The sequence below is a fragment of the Rhodococcus sp. NPDC077669 genome, from assembly GCF_040686915.1.
Taxonomy (GTDB): domain Bacteria; phylum Actinomycetota; class Actinomycetes; order Mycobacteriales; family Mycobacteriaceae; genus Rhodococcoides; species Rhodococcoides fascians.
The window spans coordinates 102,757-128,708 of sequence record NZ_JBFBMD010000006.1 but is presented as its reverse complement, the minus strand read 5'-3'; the positions used below and the strand labels follow the sequence as shown (position 1 = coordinate 128,708).

At 63.9% G+C, this 25,952-nt stretch carries 26 protein-coding genes; 17 read left to right on the top strand and 9 right to left on the bottom strand.

Annotated features, from left to right (window positions below; all coding sequences use genetic code 11):
• From AB0P23_RS10040 to AB0P23_RS10025, 4 genes are all read left to right on the top strand, one after another.
• A complete protein-coding gene (locus AB0P23_RS10040) occupies positions 1 to 717 on the top strand; it encodes a TetR family transcriptional regulator (RefSeq protein WP_283542706.1) in 717 nt (238 codons plus the stop codon).
• 130 nt (positions 718 to 847) lie between these two features.
• Positions 848 to 1,483 carry a VOC family protein gene (locus tag AB0P23_RS10035; RefSeq protein WP_206497773.1) on the top strand — a complete coding sequence of 212 codons (636 nt, stop codon included), beginning with the start codon at positions 848 to 850 and terminating at the stop codon, positions 1,481 to 1,483.
• 26 nt (positions 1,484 to 1,509) lie between these two features.
• Positions 1,510 to 2,436: a fumarylacetoacetate hydrolase family protein gene (locus AB0P23_RS10030; protein ID WP_032400441.1), complete on the top strand. Its 927-nt coding sequence runs from the start codon at positions 1,510 to 1,512 to the stop codon at positions 2,434 to 2,436.
• A complete protein-coding gene (locus AB0P23_RS10025) occupies positions 2,433 to 4,202 on the top strand; it encodes an FAD-dependent monooxygenase (protein WP_283542707.1) in 1,770 nt (589 codons plus the stop codon). The genes AB0P23_RS10030 and AB0P23_RS10025 overlap by 4 nt, the downstream gene beginning before the upstream one ends.
• Here AB0P23_RS10025 and AB0P23_RS10020 read toward each other — a convergent pair.
• Complete coding sequence (locus AB0P23_RS10020) at positions 4,190 to 4,951, bottom strand: tryptophan-rich sensory protein (RefSeq protein WP_045841065.1); 762 nt, start codon at positions 4,949 to 4,951, stop codon at positions 4,190 to 4,192. The two genes, AB0P23_RS10025 and AB0P23_RS10020, sit on opposite strands and share 13 nt — an antisense overlap.
• Positions 4,952 to 5,203: 252 nt before the next feature.
• Here AB0P23_RS10020 and AB0P23_RS10015 point away from each other — a divergent pair, with 252 nt between their 5' ends.
• Genes AB0P23_RS10015 through AB0P23_RS10000 form a run of 4 tightly spaced genes read left to right on the top strand, consistent with a single transcriptional unit; the run spans position 5,204 to position 9,069 of the window.
• Positions 5,204 to 5,884 (top strand): hypothetical protein, encoded by a 681-nt coding sequence (locus AB0P23_RS10015; RefSeq protein ID WP_363797401.1) that lies wholly within the window; start codon positions 5,204 to 5,206, stop codon positions 5,882 to 5,884.
• Positions 5,885 to 5,893: 9 nt separating this feature from the next.
• Positions 5,894 to 7,111 (top strand): lipase family protein, encoded by a 1,218-nt coding sequence (locus AB0P23_RS10010; protein ID WP_363797399.1) that lies wholly within the window; start codon positions 5,894 to 5,896, stop codon positions 7,109 to 7,111.
• Between the two features lie 19 nt (positions 7,112 to 7,130).
• Complete coding sequence (locus AB0P23_RS10005) at positions 7,131 to 7,964, top strand: alpha/beta fold hydrolase (RefSeq protein WP_032400446.1); 834 nt, start codon at positions 7,131 to 7,133, stop codon at positions 7,962 to 7,964.
• Between the two features lie 22 nt (positions 7,965 to 7,986).
• The gene (locus AB0P23_RS10000) at positions 7,987 to 9,069 is read left to right on the top strand and encodes a M20/M25/M40 family metallo-hydrolase (protein WP_363797397.1); all 1,083 of its coding nucleotides are present in this window, start codon (positions 7,987 to 7,989) and stop codon (positions 9,067 to 9,069) included.
• On the opposite strand, the gene AB0P23_RS09995 is transcribed toward AB0P23_RS10000, so the two are convergent.
• The gene (locus AB0P23_RS09995; RefSeq protein WP_222087131.1) at positions 9,030 to 10,055 is read right to left on the bottom strand and encodes a LacI family DNA-binding transcriptional regulator; all 1,026 of its coding nucleotides are present in this window, start codon (positions 10,053 to 10,055) and stop codon (positions 9,030 to 9,032) included. The genes AB0P23_RS10000 and AB0P23_RS09995 overlap by 40 nt on opposite strands.
• Positions 10,056 to 10,257: 202 nt before the next feature.
• Here AB0P23_RS09995 and AB0P23_RS09990 point away from each other — a divergent pair, with 202 nt between their 5' ends.
• The 8 genes from AB0P23_RS09990 to AB0P23_RS09955 are packed head-to-tail and all read left to right on the top strand — an operon-like array spanning position 10,258 to position 17,256.
• A complete protein-coding gene (locus AB0P23_RS09990) occupies positions 10,258 to 11,124 on the top strand; it encodes a BtpA/SgcQ family protein (protein WP_363797395.1) in 867 nt (288 codons plus the stop codon).
• A 3-nt stretch (positions 11,125 to 11,127) separates the two neighbouring features.
• The gene (locus AB0P23_RS09985) at positions 11,128 to 12,024 is read left to right on the top strand and encodes a carbohydrate kinase family protein (protein ID WP_363797393.1); all 897 of its coding nucleotides are present in this window, start codon (positions 11,128 to 11,130) and stop codon (positions 12,022 to 12,024) included.
• On the top strand, positions 12,021 to 13,034 hold the full coding sequence (locus AB0P23_RS09980) for a substrate-binding domain-containing protein (protein ID WP_363797391.1): 1,014 nt from the start codon (positions 12,021 to 12,023) through the stop codon (positions 13,032 to 13,034). The genes AB0P23_RS09985 and AB0P23_RS09980 overlap by 4 nt, the downstream gene beginning before the upstream one ends.
• A gap of 4 nt (positions 13,035 to 13,038) precedes the next feature.
• Positions 13,039 to 13,824 carry an ATP-binding cassette domain-containing protein gene (locus AB0P23_RS09975; RefSeq protein WP_363797389.1) on the top strand — a complete coding sequence of 262 codons (786 nt, stop codon included), beginning with the start codon at positions 13,039 to 13,041 and terminating at the stop codon, positions 13,822 to 13,824.
• A complete protein-coding gene (locus AB0P23_RS09970) occupies positions 13,821 to 14,855 on the top strand; it encodes an ABC transporter permease (protein WP_032367059.1) in 1,035 nt (344 codons plus the stop codon). The genes AB0P23_RS09975 and AB0P23_RS09970 overlap by 4 nt, the downstream gene beginning before the upstream one ends.
• Positions 14,852 to 15,877, top strand: coding sequence for a phosphotriesterase (locus tag AB0P23_RS09965; RefSeq protein ID WP_027495428.1), 1,026 nt, complete (start codon positions 14,852 to 14,854; stop codon positions 15,875 to 15,877). The genes AB0P23_RS09970 and AB0P23_RS09965 overlap by 4 nt, the downstream gene beginning before the upstream one ends.
• Before the next feature lie 9 nt (positions 15,878 to 15,886).
• A complete protein-coding gene (locus AB0P23_RS09960) occupies positions 15,887 to 16,639 on the top strand; it encodes a glutamine amidotransferase (protein WP_363797387.1) in 753 nt (250 codons plus the stop codon).
• Positions 16,636 to 17,256 carry a TenA family protein gene (locus AB0P23_RS09955; protein WP_045841058.1) on the top strand — a complete coding sequence of 207 codons (621 nt, stop codon included), beginning with the start codon at positions 16,636 to 16,638 and terminating at the stop codon, positions 17,254 to 17,256. Before AB0P23_RS09960 ends, AB0P23_RS09955 begins: the two co-directional genes overlap by 4 nt.
• A gap of 68 nt (positions 17,257 to 17,324) precedes the next feature.
• Here the strand turns inward: AB0P23_RS09955 and AB0P23_RS09950 are convergent, their stop codons facing one another.
• The 7 genes from AB0P23_RS09950 to AB0P23_RS09920 all read right to left on the bottom strand — a co-directional run bounded on the left by AB0P23_RS09950 (position 17,325) and on the right by AB0P23_RS09920 (position 24,754).
• A complete protein-coding gene (locus tag AB0P23_RS09950) occupies positions 17,325 to 17,765 on the bottom strand; it encodes an Hsp20/alpha crystallin family protein (RefSeq protein WP_027495425.1) in 441 nt (146 codons plus the stop codon).
• A 175-nt stretch (positions 17,766 to 17,940) separates the two neighbouring features.
• A complete protein-coding gene (locus AB0P23_RS09945; protein WP_032400512.1) occupies positions 17,941 to 19,338 on the bottom strand; it encodes an MFS transporter in 1,398 nt (465 codons plus the stop codon).
• 158 nt (positions 19,339 to 19,496) lie between these two features.
• On the bottom strand, positions 19,497 to 20,156 hold the full coding sequence (gene eda, locus AB0P23_RS09940; protein WP_363797384.1) for a bifunctional 4-hydroxy-2-oxoglutarate aldolase/2-dehydro-3-deoxy-phosphogluconate aldolase: 660 nt from the start codon (positions 20,154 to 20,156) through the stop codon (positions 19,497 to 19,499).
• Positions 20,153 to 21,565: a mannitol dehydrogenase family protein gene (locus AB0P23_RS09935; protein ID WP_363797382.1), complete on the bottom strand. Its 1,413-nt coding sequence runs from the start codon at positions 21,563 to 21,565 to the stop codon at positions 20,153 to 20,155. The genes eda and AB0P23_RS09935 overlap by 4 nt, the downstream gene beginning before the upstream one ends.
• Complete coding sequence (locus tag AB0P23_RS09930; protein WP_363797380.1) at positions 21,562 to 22,497, bottom strand: sugar kinase; 936 nt, start codon at positions 22,495 to 22,497, stop codon at positions 21,562 to 21,564. The genes AB0P23_RS09935 and AB0P23_RS09930 overlap by 4 nt, the downstream gene beginning before the upstream one ends.
• 8 nt (positions 22,498 to 22,505) lie before the next feature.
• The gene (manD, locus tag AB0P23_RS09925) at positions 22,506 to 23,711 is read right to left on the bottom strand and encodes a D-mannonate dehydratase ManD (RefSeq protein ID WP_032374833.1); all 1,206 of its coding nucleotides are present in this window, start codon (positions 23,709 to 23,711) and stop codon (positions 22,506 to 22,508) included.
• The gene (locus AB0P23_RS09920; RefSeq protein WP_206497779.1) at positions 23,708 to 24,754 is read right to left on the bottom strand and encodes an alcohol dehydrogenase catalytic domain-containing protein; all 1,047 of its coding nucleotides are present in this window, start codon (positions 24,752 to 24,754) and stop codon (positions 23,708 to 23,710) included. Before AB0P23_RS09920 ends, manD begins: the two co-directional genes overlap by 4 nt.
• A gap of 119 nt (positions 24,755 to 24,873) precedes the next feature.
• On the opposite strand from AB0P23_RS09920, the gene AB0P23_RS09915 reads away from it, so the two are divergent.
• Complete coding sequence (locus AB0P23_RS09915; protein ID WP_206497780.1) at positions 24,874 to 25,587, top strand: GntR family transcriptional regulator; 714 nt, start codon at positions 24,874 to 24,876, stop codon at positions 25,585 to 25,587.
• Positions 25,588 to 25,952 lie beyond the last annotated feature (365 nt).

Genomic DNA, 25,952 nt, shown 5'->3' with positions numbered 1-25,952 from the left:
ATGGCCAGGGTCTCGAGATTCACACTCGCCGATCGCCGGGAGGCGGTGGCACGGGCATTCGGGGGTTCCGAAAGCCCGGCAGCCGTGGCCACGGACTTGGGCATCCACACCACCACGCTGTACCGCTGGGCCGGGTCGTCGGCCACTGACGAACCCGGGCCCGCACCGACACGCCTCATCGAGGCCACCCAGGAGCTGCTTCGGCACGCCGACTACGCAGACATCACGATCGAAAGTGTCGCTGCGCAATGCGGTCTGGCACCCCGAACGGCCTTCCACCACTTCCCCAACAAACGCCAACTCTTTCAGGCCGCCGTCGACGACGCTGCGACCGTTCTGATCGAACGCATCCGTGAACGGTCTGCGGACGCCGGCTGGCCGAGCACCCCACTCGAGCAGCTGCAGACATTTCTGCGAATAGCTGCCGAGAGCATCTACGAGACACCGCGCACGCACGTGCTGTTCCGCAATCTCGGAGTCCCGAAATCCGAAGGCACAGCGGAGCGTTGGCACGACAGCTTCGTCGATGCCATCACCGAACTACTCCGCGCCGCTGCCGAAGCAGGGCAGATCGACAGCGCCACGGACCTCCCCGCCTCAGCCCGACTGCTCACCGGTGCCATGCGCGGCATCCACACCGCGGTGTTCGACGGTGCCGACGCCGACACGGCTCTGGCCCTCGTCGGCCGTGTGCACCTTCTGATCCCGCCCGCCTGATTCCCGGACGTCTACTCACCTACGGCATCGGTCGACGCTCGCAACCTACTGACTGTCAGTCAAATTATTGACTGACAGTCAAACTGCACTTAATCTGGATCACACTCCGATCGCGACGAAAGGTCGATTCATGAGCGCAACGCACGAGGCACCGACGATCGAGACGCAACGGGTCGCGCCCGACTACATCGCGCATTGGGTCGTCAAATCTGCGCGAACCGAGGAGATGGTCCGCTGGTACGGCACGGTATTCGGGGCCGAGATCGCCTACCAGGACGACGAGATCACGTTCTTGACCTGGGACGACGAGTCGCATCGACTCGCGATCATCGCAGTACCCAAGCCGGTGAAGTTCCTGTTTCCCTTCGCCAAGCTGCGGCGCAAGGCCTACGGCATCGACCACATCGCCCTGACCTTCCGATCGCTGGAACGACTGCTGGAGAACTACGTGCGACTCAAGCGCCAGGGCATCCTCCCGGTGTGGTCCATCAACCACGGACCGACGATCTCGCTGTACTACGAGGACCCCGACGGCATTCGGCTGGAGTTCCAAGTGGAGAACTTCGACCCCGACAACACTGCGGCCTTCTTCTTCACCGAGGAATTTGCGCGCAATCCCATCGGCGTCAACATCGACCCCGACTACCTCCTCAGCCGACTCCGCAACGGAGCGACCCACGATGAACTGCGGCAGCGTGAGGCCGGAACCAGGCCCGGCCGGCCGGTGATCGCCAACAAGAAGACCATCACACCGAAAACTTTGTGACAGATTGCTAGGGGGGATCGAAAGCTATGCCCATCAACATCATTCGAACCACGGACGGCTGGTGGCGTCTCGACGGCGACCAGGCCGTCAAGATCGACACCACTGCGCAGACCACCCGTGAGCTACTGGCCGACCGGTCGGCCATCGACGCCGCGTCGGGGGCCGGGACGAATGTCGCCGAACTCGAACTCCTCTCACCCATCACCGCACCGTGCCGAGTGGTGGCGCAGTTGCTTAACTACCGATCCCATGCGATCGACGCCGGCTCGGACCCGAAGACCCTGCAGCCGACGTTCTTTCGTAAGTCGTCCGCGTCGATCAGTGGCCCGAACGATCCCATTCGGCAACCGCCGGAGGTAGCCCTGCTCGACTACGAGATCGAGCTGGGCGTGGTGGTCGGTGCCGATATCCCCATCGGGACAACCGTCACCGACGACAACCTCGCGTCCTACGTGGCCGGATTCGTCGTGGCCAACGACGTGTCGGCTCGGGAGATCCAGTTGACGAAAGTGCAGGTGTACGAGAGCAAGTCGTATCCCACCTTCACTCCACTCGGCCCTCGGCTGGTGCTGCTCGACAACGATGAGCTGCGACGACTGCCCGAGCTACGCATGACACTGGCGGTCAACGGGGAGATCCGTCAGGACCAGACCGTCGGCGACGACCTCATCACTCCTCCTGCCGAGGCCTTCACCAGACTGGCCCTTTTTCAGAACATGACCGCAGGCGACATCCTGCTGACCGGAACGCCGATCGGCACGGCAATCTCCGCGCCGCCCAAAGCAATCCAGAAGATCGGCGAACTCATCCCGCCGGCACTGAAGTGGAAGTTCTTCTTCGCACGCCAAGCCAAGAACCCGAAGTACCTCTCGGTCGATGACGTCGTCACTGCCACCATCCGCACTCCGGACGGGTCGATCGACCTGGGGACCCAGGAAACCGTCGTCCGATGAGCACTCCCGTCGTCATCATCGGTGCCGGTCCGGCGGGTACCACTGCAGCGCTTCTGCTGGCGCGCAGGGGTATTCGAACGGTACTGCTGGAGCGTCGAACCAGTCCGTTGTTCCATCCGGCGGCTCACGTCATCAATGCTCGGACGCTGGAGATCTGGAACGAGTACAGCCCCGAACTGGCCAAGTCGATAGCGGCGATGTCGCCTCCGCACGAACAGGTCAATCTGATCAGCTGGTACGGCGACCTGGCCGGTGACGCCATCGGGTCGATCGATTTGCTGTCCGATCCCGAACGCAAAGCCATCGTGGAAAGCCAGAGCCCGTACATGGTGTCGCACATCGGCCAGCACATTCTGATGCCCGTGCTGTGGGACGCCGTGGACGCCGAACCGTTGATCGAGTTTCGCCGCGGAGTCTCCGTCGAATCGGTCGAATCGAACTCCGGTGACGCGCGTATCGCCTTCCGCACCCTGACGGGTGACGTCGACGATCTCGGTGCGCCGTACGTCCTTGCCTGCGACGGCGCCAACAGCGCGACGCGCGACGCAGCCGGGATATCGCTGACCGGACCGGTACTCGCCAACATGGGCAGTGCGTTCTTCACGTCGAACACACTGTTTCCCGACGACGCGCGTCCGCTGTTGAGTTGGATCTACACCCCGGACCTGTGCGGAGTGCTCATCTCGCACGCCGACCACCGCTACATCCTGATGACGGCCTATCTGCATCCAGCGCAGGAGATAGCCACGAACGGCCGTCGATTCTGGGAGAAGACGCTACCGAAGGCGTTGGGTACGAACGACTTCACGCTCGAATCGACGGGCACGTGGGTGATGACGTCACAGACGGCCGAAACCTTTCGCCACGATCGGCTGCTGTTGCTGGGCGATGCCGCTCACCGCTTTCCGCACACCGGCGGCTTCGGGCTCAATTCGGGAGTGCAGGATGCCCACAACCTCGCGTGGAAGCTCGATGCCGTGCTCTCTGGTGCGGCAGGCCCGGAGCTGCTGGACACCTACGACACCGAGCGTCGGCCCGTGGTGGAGAAATTCGCCGAACAGAGTGTGGCCAACCACTTCCGCATGGACGACATCGGCAAGCGCGTTGGGATCACCAACGCCATGCTGGCCAAGGCAACTCAGGCGGTGGGGCGGGCACCACTGAACAAGATTCCGGGCAGACTGATCGCGCCCATCGCGGCTGCAGCAACCCGCAAGCAGATGAGTCGGTCACGAAGCCTGCGCCCGGACGTCCCCGGGTCGGCGGAACTGCGTGCCGGAATTGCCGCGGCGATTCCACTGCAGTTGGAGCATTTCGTCTCCACCGGCCTGCAATTCGGCTACCTCTACGACAGTCCGCTGATCGCCCAGGACGCGTCGACGAAGCCCGTGGAAGATGTTGTCGATTACGTGCCCACCACGTACCCCGGTGCGCGATTGCCGCATGCGCTCGTCTCGGTCGACGGGCAACTCGTCTCGCCGCACGACGTGTTGGACCCGAACATGTTGACGCTGTTCACGTTCGATGGTTCTGCGTGGGAGCCGGTGGTGGAGAGTATGCATGATGCACGCCCGGGTATGTCGCTCGTCGTGCTGGACGCACCCGTCGGCGTCGATCGCAACGAACTGATATCGCTGTACGAGGTAGGTGAGACCGGAGCGGTCCTCGTCCGACCCGACGGTCACGTCGCCTGGCGTACCAACGATTCGGGGAGTTCGCTGTCCGACTTCCTCGAAACGCAGTGGCGGAGGTACTACGCCGCCTGACGGACCGTCGACCGCCGTGATCGGAGCCTGATTCCCACCGTCACGACGGCGACGATCGCTGCGGCACATACAGCCGTCCATCCGACCGTGGCGTTCGCCAGCTCGCCGCCGAGACGCCCCTGTGCCAGCCATCCCAGTCCCCACACGATGGCGAGCATCGGAGCGATCGCTCCGTTCGAGTAGCGCGCCAGAGTCACCCCGACCAGTGCTGCGACGGCCAGTACGACGACTGCCCAGACCGTCGCGCCACCGGTGACTCCGAGATCGACCAACCACGCCGAGATGTTGGCGATGGTGGCCACGCACACCCACCCGAGGTAGAGACCCATCGTGCCGTCGGTGATCACCGCGTCGGCCACGGATTCCGGGCGTTGCTGTTGCAGGAGTACGAACACGCGCACGAGAGCAACCAACAACGCGACGATGACCACCACGCTGAGCCACACCTGCCCGAACTGAATCGCGAGAATCCACGCCGGATTGAGCAACATCGACGCGATGACCGGTGCCCGCAAGGCGTCGTGACGTGCAGTTCGACCGGGTAGGAACTGCCAGACGGCATAGACAACGAGACCGGTGTAGATCACCGACCAGATCGAGAACGCGGGACTAGCGGGAGCCACCAGCGTCGACGTCGCACCGAGCGCCCCGCCGGCCGCCTCGGCAATGGGCGTCCCTACCCACGCGCCGGAGCCGAGAAACGACACCACAACCGCTACGACCGCACTGACAACGACGCCAATCCTCATGGCTGCGATAGTCCCCGAAAATCAGAAGCGACAAACCCTGAACTGCGATGCCGCTACGTTGTGCTGATGACATGGCGATGGACGGTGGGACTGATGCTCGTCGCCATCACCGCAGTCACCTGTGCGTCGCCGGCGTCGCTGAGTCCCCACCGAATCGTCGCCGTAATCGGATCTGCAGAGGCATTTCGGTGCGACCGAGGGCCCCAGATAGACGAGCCGCGGCCGAGATCCCCTCGGCCCACACCTGGGACGGTGCCTGACGATTTCGTTCCAGTAGCCGCGATCGTCTGCGACCAAATCGACGAGGGGGTCGCCCCCGACACCGTGCCGTACCGCGAGCACAGATACGAAGGTGACCTCACCGAGGTGATCCGCCTACTGAACGCGCCGTCCGAAAGCATGCTGATCCGCGGCTATTGCCCGACATACAGCGTCGTCGAGCCGCCGCAGATATGGCTCGTCGACAACCGAGGGCGCGCAATGGAACCGACTCTCCCTACTGGGGAATGCGGGCTGCTGAATCACAGCGCCATCGCCGAAATTCGGACACTCGATATGGTTACCGAATTCGAGCACGACGTATCGGTGATCGGCTACGACCGGCAACGAGTCTCGAGCTGCTCCCCCCACTACTCCGAGGTTCTCCTCGGCGATGAGCGCGCACCGGGTCTGACCATCGGCTACACGTACTGCTTGTTCTCCGGCACCGCATTCACCGGAGTCACCGGCGAGACCGGGATATCGATCGAAGACTTGGCACCCGCCGAGCCCTGCTCGATGTCCGCAACGCGGACGGCGGTGACGACTTATGTTGCTGACTGGCCGTCGAACATTCGTAATTTCACCATCGAACTCGACGGATGCCGTCGCGTCATTCCCGATGGTTATGCCCCGCTGCAGGCGACCGAGGAGTTGTTGGCTGCCTTCTGGTAGACACGCGGCATGCCCGCATCCATTGCCCTGTCGTCTCGTCGAGTCTTCGCAGCTGTGTGTGGGCTCACGCTGGTGACGGCCGTCGGATGCAGTTCGTCGCCCGCTGCGCCCGACTCACCCGCGCCCGCAACGACGTCCGCAGCACAGTCGGGGTACGAGCTGACGGGCACTGCGGGGACGGTGCTCGAATCGGAGGATTTCGGGTCCCGGTCGGCCAGGCTCACTGCTACGGGCGCGACCGTCTATCGCTTCGTGTACGAGTCGACATCCGGTGTCGATGATTCTGCGACTACGGTCTCCGGCGTCGCCGCTGTCCCACCCGGCACACCTCCGGCAGGTGGATGGCCGATCGTCGTCTACGGCCACGGCACCACCGGCGTACAAGCCGACTGCGGGCCCTCCCTCTACCCCGACCTACTCGGACTGGACTCCACGGTCGAGGCTTTCACCGAACTCGGCTACGTCACGGTGTTGCCCGACTACCAAGGACTCGGCAGCGGAGACGGCACCCACCCGTACCTGGAGCCGCGCACTGCAGGACACAACATGATCGACGCGGCTCGCGCCGTCCACAACGCCCTGCCCGAGACTTCTGCACGGTGGGCGGCCGTCGGACTGTCACAGGGCGGGCAAGCCGCCTGGGCTGCAAACGAATTGAACTCCAGCTATGGGCAAGGGCTGGAACTGATCGCCTCGGTCTCACTGTCCCCGCCCACGGATCTGGCACCGCTGGCGCGTGCCGCCAGGGACGGCACCCTGACCACACCGCAGAAAGGGCTGCTGCCGTACCTGCTCTACGGGGCGCAACAGGTCGATCCCACCCTCGACCCTCGCGACTACAGCGGCACGGTGGCCCAGACCAACGCAGAACTGCTACTCGCGTGCCAGGGCACGAACACCGCAACCAAGGAGCGCGCGGTCAGCGAGATGGCACCGACGGAGTTCGCACCGAGATCCCCCGAGGCAGAACAGAAGCTGTTCGATCTGATCGGCCGCTACACCCTCCCTCAGGTACGAACCACCGTGCCGATGTTCGTCGCCTACGGTGCGCGCGACGACATCGTGCTACCGCAGTGGACGGCCGACGCCGTCCGCGCAGCGTGTGCGCTCGGCGATCGGGTTGTCGCTCAGGAACAACCAGAGCAGGGACACAACGTGAGCGACGACTCGGCCATGCAATTCCTCGCCGCCGAATTCGCCGGTGCATCGGTTCCCAGCACGTGCTGACCAACGAAAGGATCCTTCGGTGAGCGAGAGGATCGCACGCTACACCCATGACGGACTCGAGTTCGACGTCCTCGACCAGGGACCTCTGGACGGACCGATTGTATTGCTGCTGCACGGCTTTCCCGAACGTGCCGCGTCGTGGTCCGCAGTGATGGACCAGCTGAACGACGCGGGCTTTCGAACAATCGCGCCCGATCAGCGCGGGTACTCGCCGGGTGCCCGACCCAAACGCCGACGCGACTATCGCGTCGGTGCGCTCGTCGACGACATCGTGGCCCTCATCGACGAAATCGGTGCCCCGGTGCATGTGGTCGGCCACGACTGGGGAGCGATGATCGCGTGGGTCACCGCAGGCCGACGCCCGGATCTGGTGTCGTCGCTGACGGCATTCTCCGTCCCGCATCCGGGGTCGTTCATGACGGCTCTGCTCACCTCGCGACAGATACTCCACTCCTGGTATTTCGCGTTCTTCCAACTGCCGGTGCTCCCCGAGAAATGGATGACGCGGCCCGGCCAGAGGGCCGAAAATTGGTACGAGAGAAGCGGTATGAACGCGGACGACCTGGAGCGCACGCGCACGGACATCGTCGACTACGGCGCACTTCCCTACGCTGTCACTTGGTATCGCGGACTGCCGTTCTTCAACCCTGGTATCGGCCGTCTGCGCATCACAGTGCCGACATCGATGGTGTGGAGTGACGGCGACACTTTCATCGGCCGATCGGCCATCGAACGCGCACAACAGTACGTCGATGCCCGCTACACCCTGACTGTGCTTGCCGGAGTGACGCATTGGATCCCGACTCAGGCACCGACCGAGGCCGCGCAGGCAATCATCGCCAACGCCTCATAGATGCCTGCGGCATACTGGAGTCATGGATTCCGTCGGACTTCTCACCGAACTGGTCACCCAGCCCACTGTGTCGGGTGATCCTCGTCCCCAGCGCTCGTCGATGGACGCAATCGTGTCCGTCCTCAGGGCCCGCGTCGGTGACCTTGCCATCGACGGCGATCCGGATGGTCCCCACCCATGGCTGTTGATAACCAATCCCTCCCCACCGACGGTGACGCGGTTGATGTTCGCGTGCCACGTGGACACCGTTCCGGCGGGTGATCTGTCGAATTGGCAGTTCGATCCCTTCGCCGCGGATATCGAACACGGTGTACTCCGTGGCCGCGGCACCTCGGACATGAAGGCCGGGCTTGTTGCCGCCACCGCTGCGGTGATGGACGCCTTCGACAACGGGGTTCCTGCCGCCCTGCTGCTCACAAGCGACGAAGAGATCGGGTCACTCGGTGCGCGTGCCGCCCGCCACGCAGTCGCCGACTGCGCCGTAGGAGCGGTCGTGGTTCCCGAGGCGACAGGGAACCAGGTACACCTGGGGCATCGAGGAGCACTGTGGGTCGATGTGACCACCAAAGGCATTGCGGCACATGGCAGCACTCCACAACGAGGCGAGAGCGCCATCATGAAGCTGGTCGACGTCTTGGCCCGGGCACGCACCGAACTCCCGCTGTCTACGGATCAGTTCCTGGGCGCGGAAACGTTCAACGTGGGATTGATCGACGGCGGCTCGGCACCCAACATCGTTCCCGACACCGCACACGTCGTCGTCGACCATCGCACCGTCGGGGACGGTTCGGCACTGCTGTCCTGGTGGCGCGATCAACCCGAGGTCGATCACGCCGACGCCCGCATCGATCTGCCCGGAGTTCGCACACCCCAAGGCGACCGATGGGTGGATGGCCTTCCGCATACCGTTGCTACAGAACCGGTCACGTACTTCACCGACGCGTCCATCATCGCCGCGGCGGCTCCCGGTGCCCCTATCATCGTGTGGGGGCCGGGGACGCCGGCACTGATGCACGCCGCCGACGAAACCGTCACGCTCGACGAACTCGATGCGGCGATCGTGGCCTACACCGCGGCGACGCGTGCGTGGCCGACCGTCGACTGACGGACCACCAACTCCGGCTGCAACGCGATGTGCGCAGTGCCGGTGTGATCGCTGTTCATGGCCTGATCCAGTAGGCGAGTGGCCTCTGCAGCGATTCGTTCCTGCGGTTGCCGGATGGTGGTCAGCGGCGGATTGCTCAATGCGGAGAACGGAATGTCGTCGAACCCGGTGACCATCACATCGCCCGGGACCGACAATCCCAGAGCCTGGCAGCTCTGCAGCACCCCGAGGGCGATCAGGTCGTCCGCACCCACCACCGCATCGGGCCGCGTGGGAGAAGCGAGGATCGAGCGCGACGACTCACGCCCCCAGTCGATCGAATAATCACCCAACAACGTCCACTCGTCCCGCGTCCGAATCCCCACGCGCTCGGCATGGCGGAAGAAGCCCGCGCGCCGCAACTCCGTCGACGAATTGGTCAGCTCGGAACTGATGAATGCGGCACTCCGAACACCCTGTGCAGCAAGGTGATCCATGATCAGGCCCTGAGCGGCATCATCATCGACGCCGACCCAATCGGTATGAGTGTCGAGAGCGAAGCGGTCGAGCTGGACCACGGGGATCGCACGGGCCGACGCACGAACGGCCTCGGCGGAACGTTCTCCATGGCACGGGCTGATGATGATGCCGTCCACCTGACGCGAGACCAGACTACGTAGCCGTTGCGCCTCTACTTCAGGATCCGATCGCGAATCGCACAGGAACAACTGCAGTCCACGCTGCGAGAGAACGTGTTCGACGTTGACGACGAGCGAGGTGAAGAAGGGGTTGGCGATGCTGGGCACCACCATCCCAACCGTGTCCGTGCGGTTGCGGCGCAGCGAACTGGCGATGATGTTGCCCGAATAGCCGAGATCGGCCGCCGCCTGCCGAATGCTCGCGGCCACGTCGTCCGACACCGGACGTGACCCCGAGAGCGCCCGGGACACCGTGGCTGTCGAGACGCCCGCGCGCTCCGCGACGTCGCGAATGGTTGCTTTGCGCATCCAACTCCTACTCTCGCGTGTGAACCGAGGCTAGCGAACCGCACGGTCGCTTGCGATGCTGTTTACACAGTAGAGGTAATCGTTTACATAAACGACTCGCGAATTCCTTGACACGACCCGGTGTCGATCGCCTACGGTGCATACATAGGAGGCAATCGATTACATCGCCTCGGTCGACGACCACACCAGAGGAGCTCCCTACGTGAGTACGTCCCCGTCGGATCCGAACCCCTCAGCCGCGCTGGGGGTATTTCCGACCAAGCCGTCGGCGCTGGCCGAGATGTTCACCTCGGCACCCGCACTCATCGGCGCAATCCACCTGCCCGCATTACCGGGCAGCCCGCACTACAAGGGCCAGCCCGTCTCCGAGATCGCAGCCTTCGCCGTGGAGGAGGCACACGCGTACATCGACAACGGATTCGATGGCGTCATCGTCGAAAATCATTGGGACATACCCTTCCTCAAGCCCGGAGAGCACGGATACGAAACAGCGGCCAGCATGGGTGTCGTCACCGCCTCCGTCGTCGGCGAGTTCGGCAGCAGAGTCGGAGTATCCATCCTGTCCAACGCAGGCGAATGCGGCGTGGCAGCGGCGTGGGCCGCCGGAGCGAGCTTCGTGCGGGTCAACCAGTGGGCAAACGCCTACATCGCCAACGAGGGATTCATCGAAGGCCAGGCAGCCAAGACCACCCGCTTTCGCCACCGCATCGGTGCCGACCCGGTCAAGATCTTCGCCGACGTTCACGTCAAGCACGGTGCACACGCCATCGTTGCCGATCGCACCATCGCCGAACAGACCGAGGACGCGGAGTTCTTCGACGCAGACGTCCTCATCGCAACCGGCTCGAGAACCGGTGACGCCGCCTCGGTCGACGAGGTGTCGGTCATCAAGAACAACACGGTGCTCCCCGTCATCATCGGATCGGGAATCACGGCGGTCAACGTCGCCGACCTGATGAACGAGTGCGACGGTGCCATCATCGCTTCTTCGGTGAAGGAGAACTCACGCTGGTGGGGCCGTGTCTCCGGCGAGAAGGTTCGCGACGTGTCCCGCGCAGCCGGGAAGTAGACGATGATCGTATTTTTCGGCTACGCGAACAACGATGTGACGGTTCATGTTCCGCATGTTCCGACCCTCGGAGAGAGGGTGCAGGCCACGACGGTCGAGTCGATCGACGGCGGCATGAATGCCAACGCCGCAGTGTCGGCAGCCCGCATGGGAGCCCGCGTCGCGTTCGCCGGAGCGGTGGGCCCGGACATCCGATCCTCCGAATTCCTCGCGGCCCTCGAACGCGACGGAGTCGACACCACCTGGGCACCGCGCGACGCATTTCTTTCCACCGCAGTGGTTCTCATCGCCGACGGCGGGGACCGATCGATCATCAGCCAGGACGACGCCAACGACGCAGGCAGACTACGCACGGTCCTCGACAAGCTCTCGATCGACGGTGGACGCGTGTTCCTCGACGGCTACCGCGCATCGATGCTCCCACCCACGCTCCCCGACAACGTCGGCCTCGCCATCGACCTCGACGGCTGCGACGACGTCGACGCCGCACTGCACGCATTCGCCCTTGCCGACCACGTCATCGTCGGACGCAGTCTGTGGCACAACAGCTTCGGCATCCCAGCCGAACGGTGGCCGATACTGACCGCCGAGCACGACACCCACCTCGTCGTCACCGACGGCGAACGCGGGTGGACTCTGGTCACACCCTCGGGTGAGACCATCACAGAACCGGCAGTATCGGTCGACGTCATAGATGCCGTCGGAGCCGGAGACTGCTTCTGCGGCACCTACATCGCCTTCATCGACGCGGGCGAAACCTCCATCCACGCAGCCCGAATGGCGGGAATCTCGGCAGCACTCGCCTGCGCTACAGCCGGACCACGCGGATGCCCCACTCCAACCGAACTCGCCGACTTCACCTCCACCCTCGCCACTGTCGATCTCCAGGAGACCCGATGATCAAACGCGCACTCCCCCTCGTTCTCGGTGCCGCACTTGCGCTCACCCTCACCTCGTGCGACTCCGCATCCAGCAGCGACACCGCGGGCGGAACCGACGCAGCCGCGTCGAGCATCCCGGATCCGAGCCGCGTCGCCGATTCGTGCGACGGAAAGAACGGTGCCCTCAAGGTCGGCCTCGTCACCATCAACCTCCAGGCGCTGTTCTTCAATCAGATCAACAATGCTGCCCAGAAGATCGCGGACCAGACCGGCGTAGAGCTGCAGATCATCAGCGGTAACGACGACTCGATCAGCCAGGCCAACGCTTTCGACAATCTCATCGCCTCGGGCGTGGACGCGATCATCGTCGACGCCATCGACACTGACGGCATCAAGCCGTCGATCGTCAAGGCCGATGCTGCGGGCATTCCGGTCGTCGCAGTCGACGCGACCGTCGACGATCCTGCGGTGGACACGCAGGTCGGCACCGCCAACGCCGAAGGCGGCGTTCAGATCGGCGACACCCTCACGGCGTTGGCGAACAACACCGGCACCGTGGGAATCGTCGGCGCACTCAACAGCACCATCCAACTCGAGCGTCAGAAGGGCTTCACCGATACCGTCTCGGCGGCCGGGATGACCGTCGGCACCGTGGTCGATGGCCGCAACATCCAGGAGAACGCGCAAACCGCGGCCGAGAACCTGCTCACCGGCAACCCGGACATGCAATACGTGTACGCCACCGGGGAGCCTGCTCTGATCGGATTGGTCGCCGCGGTGAACAGCCAGAACGCCCAGGACCGAATTCAGGCCGTCGGCTGGGATCTGTCCGATCAGGCCGTCTCAGCTCTCAACGCAGGGTGGCTGAAAGGCGTCGTGCAGCAGAACACCTTCGAGTTCGGCTACGAGGCCATGAATGCCGCCATCGACCTCGGCTGCGGACGGACCGCACCCGCTGACATCCCGGTACCGACCCAGATCGTCACTCCGGAGAACGTCGGCGACTACATGTACTACCTGGAGAAGTAGCCCTATGGCACAACAAGACCTGACGGTCGCGCCACTGATCGAACTCTCGGGAATCACCAAATCGTACGGCCCGGTGAAATCGCTTCGGGGAGTCGACCTTCGACTCGCCCGCGGCGAAGTACTCGGCGTCGTCGGAGACGACGGCGCCGGCAAGTCGACGCTCATGAAAATCCTTGCCGGTGCCGTCCAACACGACGGTGGCGAGATGCGCGTCAACGGAGAACCTGTGCGCTTCTCGACACCGCTGGACGCACAACAGAAAAAAATCGGCATCGTCTACCAAGACCTCGCCCTGTGCGACACCTTGGACGTCGCAAGTAATCTGTTCCTCGGCCGCGAGCCACGCAAGGGGCCGTTCCTCGATCGCCACGGGATGCACGAGCGTTCCGCCAAGATTCTGGCGGACCTGCACGTGAAGGTGAAGTCGACCTACCAGGAGATCGGGCAACTCTCCGGTGGGCAACGCCAGACGGTGGCCATCGCACGTGCGGTCTCGTTTCGACCGGACGTGTTGATTCTGGACGAACCCACCGCCGCTCTTGCTGTGGCAGAGGTCGAATCGGTCCTCAAGCTCATCACCGACGTCGCAGCCCAAGGCGTCGGAGTCATCCTGGTGACGCACCGTCTGCAGGACCTGTTCCGGGTCTGCGACCGCATCACCGTCATGTACGAGGGACAGAGCGTCGACGATGTTCCGATCGGCGATCTGAACATCGAGTCGCTCGTCGGATTGATCACGCGCACGCCGGTTCCCCAGCGTTCACCCTCCTCGCCGGAAGGCCGCCCATGATCACCGTGGACAAGAAAGCCCAGCCGACCGTGGAGAAACTGGCGGCACGCCCGACTCTGTGGCAGCAGACCAACAAGCCGACCCTGGCCATGCTCGCGGTCACCATCGCAGTGGCCCTGGTGTTCTCGGTGACGACGTCCTCGTTCCTGACCTTCACCAACATCTCGAACCTCGCGACGCAGATCGCACCGGTTCTCATCATCGCCGTCGCCATGACGTTCGTGATCACCACCGGTCAGATCGACCTGTCGGTCGGAGCGACGGTTGCCTTCGTCGCCGCGATGAGCGCCGAACTCATCCAAGCCGGAGTCGACTCGTCGGTGGTATTCGTCGCGGCACCTCTGATGGGTGCCGCATGGGGCTTGGTCAACGGTTGGCTCGCCGCGTATCAGGGCATTCCGCCGTTCATTGTCACCCTGGCGACCCTGTCGATCATTCGCGGCATCGCGTTGTACAGGACCGAGGGCTTCTCGGTACCGATCACTCCCGGTACCGCCTTTGCGAAACTGGGTACGGCGTCGTGGCTGGGCTTTTCGGCAAGCGCATGGATTGCTCTGGCCGTAGTGATCGTCGGCGCTGTTGCGCTCAATCGCACACGATTCGGCCGCTACGTCACCGGAATCGGCTCGAACGTCGAATCCGTCCGACGCTCCGGCGTCAACACCCGTCGCGTGCTGATGATGACCCTGGTGTTCACCGGGCTCGCCGCGGGCATCGCGGGCCTATTGATCGCTGCACGACTCGGATCGGGATCGGCCAACTCCGCCAATGGTTTCGAGCTCACCGTCATCACCGCAGTGGTGTTGGGAGGCACCAACCTGTTCGGCGGCCGGGGAACGGTCATCGGCACCGTCATAGGTGCAGTGTTGACCGGCATCATCGCCAACGGCCTGACGCTACTCGGTGTGAGCCCGTTCCTGACACCGATCATCACCGGTGTTGTTCTGCTCGTCGCCATCTGGATCAACATGCGCGGGCACTCTCTGGCTTCGCTGTTCAAGCACCTGCAGAGCGCACCGGGTAAGCAATGATCGTCCAGACCGTCACCGGGCCGATCGACTCCAGCGAACTGGGACTGGTGCTACCGCACGAGCATCTGCACAACGACGCCTCGACCGCGTATTCCGAAGCTGCCGACCCGGCTCTGGCGCAGTTGCTGTCCGGTCCGGTATCGGCGGACCGGGCCTGGCTGCTGCACGACAACCCGTACCACAGCGCAGACAACTGCCGAGTGGACGACGCGGCGGCCGTACTCGACGACCTGAAAGTGTTCGCGGACAACGGCGGTACCACGGTCGTCGACCTCACGCCGCCGGGCATCGGGCGGCGACCCGAGATCCTCGAGCACTACTCACGCGAGTCCGGAGTACGCGTCGTCATGGGTTCGGGCTGGTATCTCGAACCCACGCACCCGCCCGAGGTCACCGCGCTCGGTATCGACAACCTCGCGGCCCGGCTCATCGCCGAATTCACCGGCGACGGGCCGCGGCCGGGGGTGATCGGTGAGATCGGCGTTTCGCCGTCCTTCACCGACGCCGAGGCCAAAGCGCTGAGAGCCGCCTGCATCGCCCAAAGAGAAACCTACGTCCCCTTGTTCGTCCATCTCCCGGGCTGGCAACGCAGAGGACATCAAGTCCTCGACATCGTCGTGGACGAGATGGGTGTCGACCCGGCAGCTGTGGTGCTCTGCCACATGGACCCCTCGGGCGACGACCCCGACTATCAGTGCGCCCTCGCCGATCGCGGAGTCTTCCTCGAGTTCGACATGATCGGCATGCCCTTCGAGTTCGCAGGCGAGGGCCAGTCGCCGTCGCCCGCCGATACCGCGTTCGCGATCTGCGGCCTCGTCGGCGGCGGCTATCGATCCCAGTTGCTGCTCAGCCACGATCTGTTTCTCAAGTCGATGCTCCGCAAGTTCGGTGGCAACGGATTGGCCTACGTTCCAGTCTCTTTCGCAGCGCGGCTGGTCCGCAGCGGAATGGACGCACACCACGTCTCCTCGCTCATGCAGGACAACCCCAGGTCGCTCTTCGAGAGCGCCGGAAAAGGATAGAGAACCACCATGGGTAAGAAAGTTCTGATCGCCGGCGAAAGCTGGATGACCTCGTCCACCCACGTCAAAGGCGTCGACGAATTCACCGTCCATTCCTACGTAGAAGGGATCGGCCCCCTGCGCGACGCGCTCACCTCGCGCGGGCACGAAGTGGTTCACATGCCCGCGCACCTCGTTCCCACACAATTCCCCGGCACGGCCGAGGCCCTGTCCGGGTTCGACGTCATTGTGCTGTCGGATATCGGAGCCAATTCGATTCAGCTCGCGCCCAACGTGTTCGACCGCTTCCAGGCCGGCGACGACAGGCTTGCCTCACTGCGTGAGTGGGTGAGCAGCGGAGGAGGATTGATCATGATCGGCGGGTACCTGTCGTTCTCCGGTTTCCAAGCGCGCGCCGCGTATCGGCAGACTGTGCTCGCCGACGTATTGCCGGTGACACTGCTGGCCGAAGACGACCGAGTCGAGGCTCCCGGCGGAATGGTTCCCGATGTCGTCGACAGCACGCACGCCGCACTGGGTGCCAGCGGAACACAATGGCCCGCCTTGCTCGGTTACAACCGAGTGGTGCCGAAGGAGGGCGTTACCGTGCCCGCCACCATCAATGGAGATCCGCTCGTCGCGGTCGGCGAATACGGCTCGGGCCGATCTGCGGTCTTCACCTCCGATTGCTCGCCGCACTGGGCCCCGCCCGAGTTCTGCGAACAATGGCCCGGTTACACCGACCTGTTCGACGGCTTGATCACGTGGGTTGCCGGCGCGTGACACGCTCGCAGCAACTCGTCGAGCGTCAACAGCCCAACCTCGCTGCTGCTCAGCAAGTTCGGTTCATCGTGCAATCGACAGACGGATCACTCTCCGATGAGGACTTTCGAAGGTACCTGGTGATCGAGGAGGCGTTCGTACTCACTGCGGTCCGCATTCTGGGGCTGGTCGTCGCGGAGTCGACGTCATTGGACGACGCGTCGGATCATGTGATGTCGATGTCGAACCTCGTCGGAGAACAGCGAGCGTACTTCGCCGGTCTCCGCGAGAAGTTTCCGTTCGACGGCAATACCGAAGAGTTGGTCGCGAGTTCCTCGGCGCTGTCGGACTATGCCCTCGGACTCGCGCAGCGAGAAGGTAGAAGTGCCGCTCTGGTAGCGATGTTCGCCGCCGAGACCCTGTACCGATCGTGGTGCCGAACAGCGATGAAGTCCTCCGCCGAACGCGAACCGGCACTTCAAGAATGGATTGCCATGCACACCCGGTCGACCTTCGTCGCTCAGGTCGACGCACTGGCCCATGAAGTCGACCGCATGGACGCCGTGGACGACGAGACGCTCGACAGGTGGTTCGAGGGGATGCTGGCCGCCGAAAACGAATTTCACGACGCAGTGTGAGTGCCTGCGGCAGTGGTGCGGCTATGTGCCCTGGGCGGCGCTTTGCCGCACCACTGCGCGAAGCGCACTCAGCTCTTCTGCGGCTCGATGGTCTTCTGCGTGTTGTCGTGGGCGATCTCGATCTTGCGCGGCTTCGCACGCTCAGCCAGCGGGATGGTGACCGTCAGGACGCCGTTGTCGTAGGAGGCCGAGATCTTCTCCGCGTCGACGCCGTCTCCCAGGGAGAGTTGCCGACGGTACGTTCCGGCGAACCGCTCCGACGAAAGCCACTGCACACCATCACTACTCGGAGCGGTGCGATGCGCAGTCAGAGTGAGTGTGCCGCGGTCGATGTCGACGTCGATGGAGCCGGGATCGACGCCGGGTAGGTCGGCGTTGAGTACGTAATGGTCGTCGAGCTTGTACAGATCCATCGGCATGAATCTGGGCGCACGGTCCGAACCACTGGTCGCGCCGAGCATGCCGGCGGCAATCGAGTCGAGGTCACGGAACGGATCGAAGCGAAGCACAGCAACCACCTCCTGTACGACGAAGCGTCCGCCCCTGTGGCGGGCCGCCCTTCACTGTGCAGAACCCAAATTAGCACTCTCCACCGGAGAGTGCCAATAGGGTACTTCGATTTTTTTGCGTTCAATTCTGTTGCAGTGGTGCAGCTATGGGCTCAGCTACACCACTGCGGACATCTCAGGCTGCGTCGGCCAGTCTGACGAGATCGCGCCCCTTGGTTTCCGGTGCCAGGTAGGCCGACACCAGCGTGATCGCGGAGTAGATCACGAGCATCGCCGCGATGGGCCACCAGCTACCGGTCCATGCGGTGAGGCTGGCCGCGAGCAGCGGTCCGATGGCAGTGGCGAGGATGCCGCCGATCTCCTTGGACAGCGCGAGCTGCGTGAAGCGGGTACGTGCGCCGAACAGCTCCGCCATCGTCACGCTTTCGAGCGAGAACAGGCCCAGCACACCGAGGTTCAGAGCAAGAACCATTGCGACGACGAGGGCTATGGTGTTGCCGCTGGTGACCATCAGCATCAGCGGGAACGCGAGAATCATGGTGAGCGCACTGAGCACCATGTACATCGGACGACGGCCGAACTTGTCGCCCAGGATGCCGATGATCGGAATGGTCGCGAAACCGATGAGCGAGCCGTAGACGATCGCGCTGGTGGCGATGGAACGATCGATCAGCAGCGTCGACGCGATGTAACCGACCAGGAACGTCTGAATCAGTCCGGAGTTGCCCGCCTGACCGAAACGCAGACCCAGCGCGATGAAGAACGCGCGCCCCTTCTTCTGCTTGAGACCGGACTCGAGAACGCTGACCTTCACGTCCTCGTCGGTCTTCTCGATCTCGTCGCGCGAGAGAGCCACACCGTCGACCACATCGGCACGCTCCTCGAAGACCGGGCTCTCCTTCAGGTTCGAGCGCAACCACACCGCGAAGATCATCAGGAAGAAGCTCGCGAGGAACGGCACTCGCCAGCCCCAGCTGAGCAACTGATCCTCGGACAAGACAGCGAGCAGCAGGGCCCAGATAGCCGAGGCCGCAAGGGTTCCGGAGTTGGTTCCCAGGGAGACCAGCGATGCGATGAGGCCTCGACGCTTGTCCGGTGCGTATTCGACCAACATGACCGTCGCCCCGGCGATTTCGGCTCCGGCACCGAAGCCCTGGATCAGGCGGAGGGCAACGAGCAGGATCGGCGCCATGATGCCGATCGCGTCGTAAGTCGGCAGTGCGCCGATGAGGGTGGTGGATGCGCCCATCATCGCAATGGTGATGAACAGGACCTTCTTTCGACCGATCCGATCGCCCATCCGGCCGAAGTAGATGGCACCGACCAGGCGGGCCACGTAGCCGACTCCGTAAGTGGCCATGGCGGCGATCAAGCCGATCGCCGGGCTCACGTCGGGGAAGAAGATGCGATTGAAAACGATCGCGGCGGCGAGCGAATACAGCTGGAAGTCCATGAACTCCATTGCCGTACCCAGCCAACCGGACATCGCCGCCTTGGTGAGGTCTTTAGTGCTGCGAGTCGGGACGGCGGTGTTACCGCGATCGTCCGTCGACTCGTTGGTGTCCTGTGACATCCGAAGCTCCATTGCTGGTGATGATCGATGAGTTCATGATGCGAGTTCGCCGCGGCCTCCGCGAGACCTGTGCCTCATCGAGGAGGGTTGGTGGCGCTCGCCACAGTGATATACAAGCACTGTTATACCAATACGTCAATGACCCTTCGCGAACCGAACTACGCGGTGCCGAGCGCACTCGCAGAACGGGCCAGTTCCTCTATCGCGGCCCAGTCCCCCGCCTGCACCAGTGAGCGCGGGGTGAGCCAGCTACCGCCGACGCACACCACATTCGGCAACGCCAGGTAGTCGACAGCGTTCTGCGGAGTGATCCCGCCGGTGGGGCAGAACGTCAAGTGCGGCAACGGGCCTGCCAGCGCGCCCAGTGCCGCTGCGCCACCGGAGAACTCGGCCGGGAAGAACTTCATCTCGGTCGATCCGGACTCGGCAACGGTCATAGCCTCGGTTGCAGTCGACACGCCCGACAGAACAGGCACCGGTAGCGTGCGAACCGCGTCGAGCAGACCCTTCGACGATCCGGGTGAGACCAGGAACCTCGAGCCGGCATCCACCGATCTCATGGCATCGTCGCGGTTCAACACCGTTCCCGCGCCGATGACCACTTCCGGCACGTCCGCAGCGATCGCCGCAATGGCACCGAGCCCGGCCTCGGACCGCAACGTCATCTCGATGATGCTGATGCCGCCCGCATAGAGTGCACGCGCCAGCGGCACCGCGTCCTCGACCCGATCGATGACCACCACAGGAATCACCGGGCTCACGCGCAATACATCCCGGGCAGTGAGGTTTTCGAGCAATGCTTCGTGTTCGGAGGTCATACCAGCACTCGTTTCCACTCGCCGAGCGAGTTGGTCCGTAGGAAGTCGGTCCACGCAACGACCTGCGTGCCGAACGGTGACGTGGGCCCGAGATCGGACCCGAAGATGGACTCGACAGCGAGCAGGTCCGACGCCGACCCGGCCCGAGCCAACCGCGCCGACAACGGATCGTCCAGTGCACGTCCGGCTTCCGTCTCGGCGAGAACGAACGCGCACCAGGCTGCGACGGCGAGTGCGAGCATGTCCGTCGAGCCATCCGCCGACGCCGCGTCCCGCACGGTTCCGAGTAGGCGCGGTCCGAGCTTCTGCGATCCGTCCATCGCCACCTGCCGGGTGGTGTGTTTCAGCGCCGGGTTGGCGAATCTCGTGCGGACCTCGTTGCCGTAGCCGACAGCGTCCATTCCGCCGGCCGTCGTCGGCGCAACATCTCGGAGAACCATGGCCCGGCATATCTCGTCGAGCTCCGGATCCTGGACCGCCTCGGCGATGGTGTTGTGTCCACGCAGAATTCCGAGGTAGGCCAACACCGAGTGGGTGGCATTGAGGACGCGCAACTTCATGGTCTCCCACGGCTCCACGTGTTCGACGAACTGCACGCCCACGCGTTCCCACGCCGGTCGCGGACCCGCGAAATCGTCCTCGATCACCCATTGCCGGAAGGGCTCGCACACCACCAGGGCGTCGTCGCGCAGTCCCGTTCGTCGTTCGTTGTCCGCCCTGTCCTCATCAGTGGTAGCCGGCACGATTCGATCGACCATGCTGCTGGGGAACGTGACTCGACGCGAAATCCATTCGGTCAGACCGTCGTTCATGCCGCGTGCGTCGACGAAGGCACGGACCAGTTCGGAGAGTATGCGCCCGTTCGACGGCAGGTTGTCGCAACACAACACCGTGAGGGGCGCATCGCCTGCCATACGTCGAGCCAAGCCCGCCACCAACTGTCCGGCAACGGTGCGCGGCGGCCTGCCTGCCAGATCCGCCGCGATCTCCGGATCGTCCAGGCGCAGTCGACCCGACGCGGGGTCGAGTCGATAGCCCTTCTCGGTGACCGTCAGCGTGACGATGTGCGTTGCGGGATCGGCGATGGCCTCGACCACCGCGCTGGGGTCAGCGGCCGCGTTTCGTACGTCGAGCATCGAACCGACGACGGTCGCCGTCGTCTCCTCGGTTCCCTTCTGCACCAAAGTGAACAACCCGTCCTGCGGGGCAAGCTGGTCCACCACGGTGTTACTGCGCTGAGTGAACCCGGTGATGCCCCAATTGGTCTCACCGGTCAGCAGCGCCGCCTCGTAGGTGAACGCGGCCTGATGCGCCCGATGGAATGCCCCGACGCCGAGATGCACGATTCCGCTGGACGTGGGACGAACGACCTCGGCGGTCGCATCGGACAATCGTGTGGAGGCCGTCATGTCGTCACTCGTTCTCTGTGACGTCGTATTTCGGCCAGCGGTGCGATGAGGCCGGTGCCGCCCCGCCCGCCGACGCTCAGCGATGCCGCAGCAGCTGCCAGCGCTGCGGCCTCGCGAAGATCGTCGCCGAGCGCGAGACGGGCCGTCAGAGTGCCGGCGAACACATCTCCGGCACCGGTCTGGTCGATGACGTCGAGCGCGGGGATCACCGGTTGGTGCGCCGTCCCCGCAGCGGTGAAGATGCTGGATCCTTCGGACCCTTGCGTGACCACCACGGAACGTGCACCCCAGCCCATCAGGGTTGCTGCAGCAGTCTCCGGTTCGGTTGTGCCCAGGAGCAATTCGATCTCACTCGGTGCCGAGGGCACCATCACCTCGGTACAGGGAGCAACGCTCTGCAGGAATGCGCGGGCCTCGTCGGCCGTGGTCAACCTGGGGCGAAAGTTGGGGTCGTAGACGAATCTGCCCGAGCGCTGCGCCGCGTGCAGCATCGTGCGGGCGAGCGTCGGCGACAGTGCCGCAGCGATTCCGCCGCCCAGCACGGCACCTGCCTGCTCGATCACACCCTCGGGCAGGTCCGCCACATCGAGCTGACTGCCCACCGATCCGGATCGGGCATAGGAGAACTGGCGATTCCCCTCCGGATCGATGTGCAGGAAATAGACACCCTGCTGTCCGGGAACTCGCCGAATGTAGGTGTCGTCGATACCGAGTTCACGAATACGCCGACAGACGGCATCACCGAGTTCGTCGTCGGATACCCGCGCGATCAGCGCTACCGAAGCACCTGCAGCAGCGGCCGCGGCACCTGCGTTGACGACGTCTCCCGACACCCCGAGCGCAGCACCTACTCCGTGCCGGAAGGCCTCGGTGGTCGAAACCTCCACGAGGGGCTCGCCGAGCAGGACGACATCGAATTGCGTTGTGGTCATGTGGCGCTTCACCAATCGTGCATGCTGCCGTCGAGACGGCGATTGACGGGCAGATACTTGGGGTTGTACGGGTACTTCGCGGCGGCCTCTTCGTTCACCTCGACGCCGATGCCCGGCTTGTTTCCCGGGTGCATGAAACCGTCGGTGAAGGTGTAGCTGGTCTGGAACACATCGCCGGTCGGGTCGACGTGACCCATGTACTCCTGCACGCCGAAGTTCGGGATCGACAGATCGACATGCAATGCGGCTGCGAGGGAGACGGGCGAAAGATCGCCCGCACCATGAGATCCGGACCGAACGCCGTAGAGATCCGCCAACGAGAAGATTCTGCGCAGATGGGTGATGCCGCCGGCGTGTGAGACCGACGCTCGGATGTAGTCGATCCACCGGTTGGTGATCAGATCCTGGCAGTCCCAGATCGAGTTGAAGATCTCGCCGACGGCAATCGGGGTGGTCGTGTGTTGGCGAATGGTGGCGAAGGCACTCTGATCCTCGGCTGGAGTGGGATCCTCGATCCAGAACATGCGCATCTCTTCGAGGTCGCGCCCGAGTCGTCCAGCCTCGATCGGGCTCAGACGGTGGTGCACGTCGTGGAGCAGGTGAAAGTCGAACCCGTGACGTTCACGCACGGCACCGAGCATCTGCGGTGCGAACCGCATGTACGGGGCGGTATCCCACGAATCTTCCTGCGGCGCAGCGCCGGAGGCTGGTTCGTAGAAGCCGTCGACCGGAATTCCGTAGGTCTTCTTCAGGCCAGGAATGGCCGACTGAGCACGAATTGCTTTGTAGCCCTTGTCGAGATGCGCTTGGACGTCGTCGAGCATCTCTTCGATGCTACCGCCGCTGGCGTGCCCGTAGACCATGATTCCGTCTCGTGCAGCACCACCGAGGAGCTGGTAGACCGGCATATCGGCGGCCTTACCCTTGATGTCCCACAGTGCGACGTCGACGGCTGCGATGGCCGTCATGGTCACCGGGCCACGTCGCCAGTACGCGCCCTTGTACAGGTACTGCCAGATGTCTTCGATCCGATGGGGATCGCGTCCGATCAGAAGTGGCGCAATATGGTCCTTCAAGTACGACTCGACTGCGAGCTCGCGTCCGTTCAGCGTCGCATCACCCCACCCGACGATGCCCTCGTCGGTGGTGATCTTGAGCGTGACGTAGTTGCGGCCCGGAGCCGTCACGATGACGGTGGCATCGATGATTTTCATTGCGGTCCTTGCGAAGTGGTGTCGATGACGATCTTGAGCTGGGTGGGGTCGGTGAGCGCGGCCTCGAGCGCTGCGGCAGATTCGGCCAACGGGTACGTCGATGTGACGAGCGCCGCGAGGTCCACTCGAGCCGATCCGGCGAGTGCGATTGCGTCGGCGAATGCCGAAGGGCCGTAACGGAAGCACCCGCGGATGTCGAGCTCCCAGCGTTGCACTGCCCCGATCGGGAATTCGGCAGACGCGCGTCCGGGCACGCCGACGAGCGCCAGAATTCCTGCCGGGCCGAGTGAGCGTGCCGCGTCGGCAATGGCTCCGGGATGTCCCGAGCAGTCGAAGGCGATGTCGAAAGCGCCTTCCGGCAGTGCGTCTTCGCCGGAACGCAACGTCGTGGTGGCACCCAGCGCTGCCGCGACCTCGAGCCGAGCGGGTGCGACGTCGGTGATGGTTGTCTCCGACGCGCCCAGGGCAATGACCGTCTGCAGAACCAACAGACCGATGGGCCCGGCACCGGTGATCGCGATGCGCTTGCCCAACACGGAGCCGACTCTGGCGGCAGCCCACGCTGCGACGGCCAGGGGCTCGATGAGCGCTGCGACATCGTCGTCGATCGAATCCGGGAGTGGGTGCGCGAATTCGGCTGCGAGAACGACGGATTGCCGCAGCAGTCCGTGGTTCGGTGGGGATCCGAAACAGACAACGCTGGGGCAGACGTTGTAGTGACCGCTCAGGCTCAGCGGTGAGGTGCCCTTCGGAATCGCGGGTTCGATGGCCACTCGCTGGCCGATCCGGTCCTGGGACACGCCCGCGCCGACCTCGGTGACGACCCCGAATCCCTCGTGGCCCAAGACGGTGGGCTGCGTCAGCGAGTTGGAGCCGTTGCGGCCGTCGGCGTAGTAGTGCAGGTCCGAGCCACACAGGCTCACGCCGTGTACCTCCACCCTCACCTGGCCGTCGCCGACCTGCATACGGTCGATCTTCTCGATCCGCAGGTCACGTGGACCGTGTAGGACGGCTGCCTCGTCGTTGCCGCTGATCACTGCCATCGCTGTAGAGCCTCCGCCGTAGTGCCTTGAATATCAGTACTACCATACTAGTGACGGGCAGTATTTCGTCAAGGCTTCGGCCCTGTGGGTCACCGACGAGGTCACGTTAGTCTTGACCGGTGAGCACACAGAGCAGCAGGAAAGTCACCGCACGGGAGCGGGCGTACCGAGAATTGCGCCTACGCATCGTGTCGCTGACGCTCCCCCCGGGTAGCCCGCTGTCGGAGAACGACCTCGCCGAGCAGATGTCCGTGAGCCGCACACCCGTCCGCGAAAGCCTGATCCTCTTGGCCGAAGAGGGTCTGGTTCAGGTCTTCCCACAACTCGGCACCTTCGTCTCGCGGGTCGACACCGACCGTGTTGCCGATGCCCAATTCGTCCGTGAGGCAATCGAAACCGCGTCTTTGAAAGATGCAGTCAACTCTCGCTCGGACGAGGACCTCGCTGCGTTGCGCGCCAATCTGGCAGCGCAGGACGAGCCGGGAATCGACATGGACCAGTTCTTCGACTTGGACGAGCAATTCCACCAGCTACTCCTCGCAGCCGGAGGACATTCCGCCGCATGGCGATCCGTCGAATCCGCGAAAGCTCATCTGGATCGGGCCCGACGACTCGGTCTGCGCGACACCCGTCCCATCCCCGACCTAATCGAACAACACACCGCAATAGTCGACGGCCTCGAAGCCCGAGACTTCGAGGCCGCCGCCCAGTCGATGCGCGAGCACCTGCGCGCCGTATTCGCCGACGTCGAATACATCAAGAGCAAGAGCCCACACCTGTTCTCCAACAGCAACGAACGCCCGACGCGCAAAGTCGTCTCCAGCTGGGAATGAGTGCGGCGCTGCCGCTCCGGCGGGTAGCTCGACCACCATGGACGATGAATCGAGCATCGAACCTCAGGACGACCCGCGGGCACAGTGGCGACAACTACCGGAGCCGGTGGAACCCACCCATTAGGGCCAGACCCTCGAGTCCGATACATCCATTTGGGACCACAAACCCAAGAACGACCCGAGCATGGACATCGTTCGCTGACTCGCGCAAGTGCCTTCTTCGGGTCACACCGCCTCGACGGCGTGGCTCAGCCGACACATTTACGCCCCTAGCAGCAATCCACACCCCCCACACGCGGCGTAAATTCCGAACAGGGGCGTAAATCCACACCCACACATCCGCGCCCCCACCGACACATCAGCTC

Excerpts from the sequence above, each read along its gene's own strand:
- AB0P23_RS10020 (WP_045841065.1), bottom strand. The coding sequence starts at position 4,951 with ATGAGGATTGGCGTCGTTGTCAGTGCGGTCGTAGCGGTTGTGGTGTCG.
- AB0P23_RS09985 (WP_363797393.1), top strand. The coding sequence starts at position 11,128 with ATGATCGTATTTTTCGGCTACGCGAACAACGATGTGACGGTTCATGTT.
- AB0P23_RS09995 (WP_222087131.1), bottom strand. The coding sequence starts at position 10,055 with ATGCGCAAAGCAACCATTCGCGACGTCGCGGAGCGCGCGGGCGTCTCG.
- AB0P23_RS09980 (WP_363797391.1), top strand. The coding sequence starts at position 12,021 with ATGATCAAACGCGCACTCCCCCTCGTTCTCGGTGCCGCACTTGCGCTC.
- AB0P23_RS09975 (WP_363797389.1), top strand. The coding sequence starts at position 13,039 with ATGGCACAACAAGACCTGACGGTCGCGCCACTGATCGAACTCTCGGGA.
- manD (WP_032374833.1), bottom strand. The coding sequence starts at position 23,711 with ATGAAAATCATCGATGCCACCGTCATCGTGACGGCTCCGGGCCGCAAC.
- AB0P23_RS10035 (WP_206497773.1), top strand. The coding sequence starts at position 848 with ATGAGCGCAACGCACGAGGCACCGACGATCGAGACGCAACGGGTCGCG.
- AB0P23_RS10030 (WP_032400441.1), top strand. The coding sequence starts at position 1,510 with ATGCCCATCAACATCATTCGAACCACGGACGGCTGGTGGCGTCTCGAC.
- AB0P23_RS09970 (WP_032367059.1), top strand. The coding sequence starts at position 13,821 with ATGATCACCGTGGACAAGAAAGCCCAGCCGACCGTGGAGAAACTGGCG.
- AB0P23_RS09960 (WP_363797387.1), top strand. The coding sequence starts at position 15,887 with ATGGGTAAGAAAGTTCTGATCGCCGGCGAAAGCTGGATGACCTCGTCC.
- AB0P23_RS09930 (WP_363797380.1), bottom strand. The coding sequence starts at position 22,497 with ATGACCACAACGCAATTCGATGTCGTCCTGCTCGGCGAGCCCCTCGTG.
- AB0P23_RS09965 (WP_027495428.1), top strand. The coding sequence starts at position 14,852 with ATGATCGTCCAGACCGTCACCGGGCCGATCGACTCCAGCGAACTGGGA.
- AB0P23_RS09945 (WP_032400512.1), bottom strand. The coding sequence starts at position 19,338 with ATGTCACAGGACACCAACGAGTCGACGGACGATCGCGGTAACACCGCC.
- AB0P23_RS09920 (WP_206497779.1), bottom strand. The coding sequence starts at position 24,754 with ATGGCAGTGATCAGCGGCAACGACGAGGCAGCCGTCCTACACGGTCCA.
- AB0P23_RS09935 (WP_363797382.1), bottom strand. The coding sequence starts at position 21,565 with ATGACGGCCTCCACACGATTGTCCGATGCGACCGCCGAGGTCGTTCGT.
- AB0P23_RS10025 (WP_283542707.1), top strand. The coding sequence starts at position 2,433 with ATGAGCACTCCCGTCGTCATCATCGGTGCCGGTCCGGCGGGTACCACT.
- AB0P23_RS10010 (WP_363797399.1), top strand. The coding sequence starts at position 5,894 with ATGCCCGCATCCATTGCCCTGTCGTCTCGTCGAGTCTTCGCAGCTGTG.
- AB0P23_RS10000 (WP_363797397.1), top strand. The coding sequence starts at position 7,987 with ATGGATTCCGTCGGACTTCTCACCGAACTGGTCACCCAGCCCACTGTG.
- eda (WP_363797384.1), bottom strand. The coding sequence starts at position 20,156 with ATGACCTCCGAACACGAAGCATTGCTCGAAAACCTCACTGCCCGGGAT.
- AB0P23_RS10040 (WP_283542706.1), top strand. The coding sequence starts at position 1 with ATGGCCAGGGTCTCGAGATTCACACTCGCCGATCGCCGGGAGGCGGTG.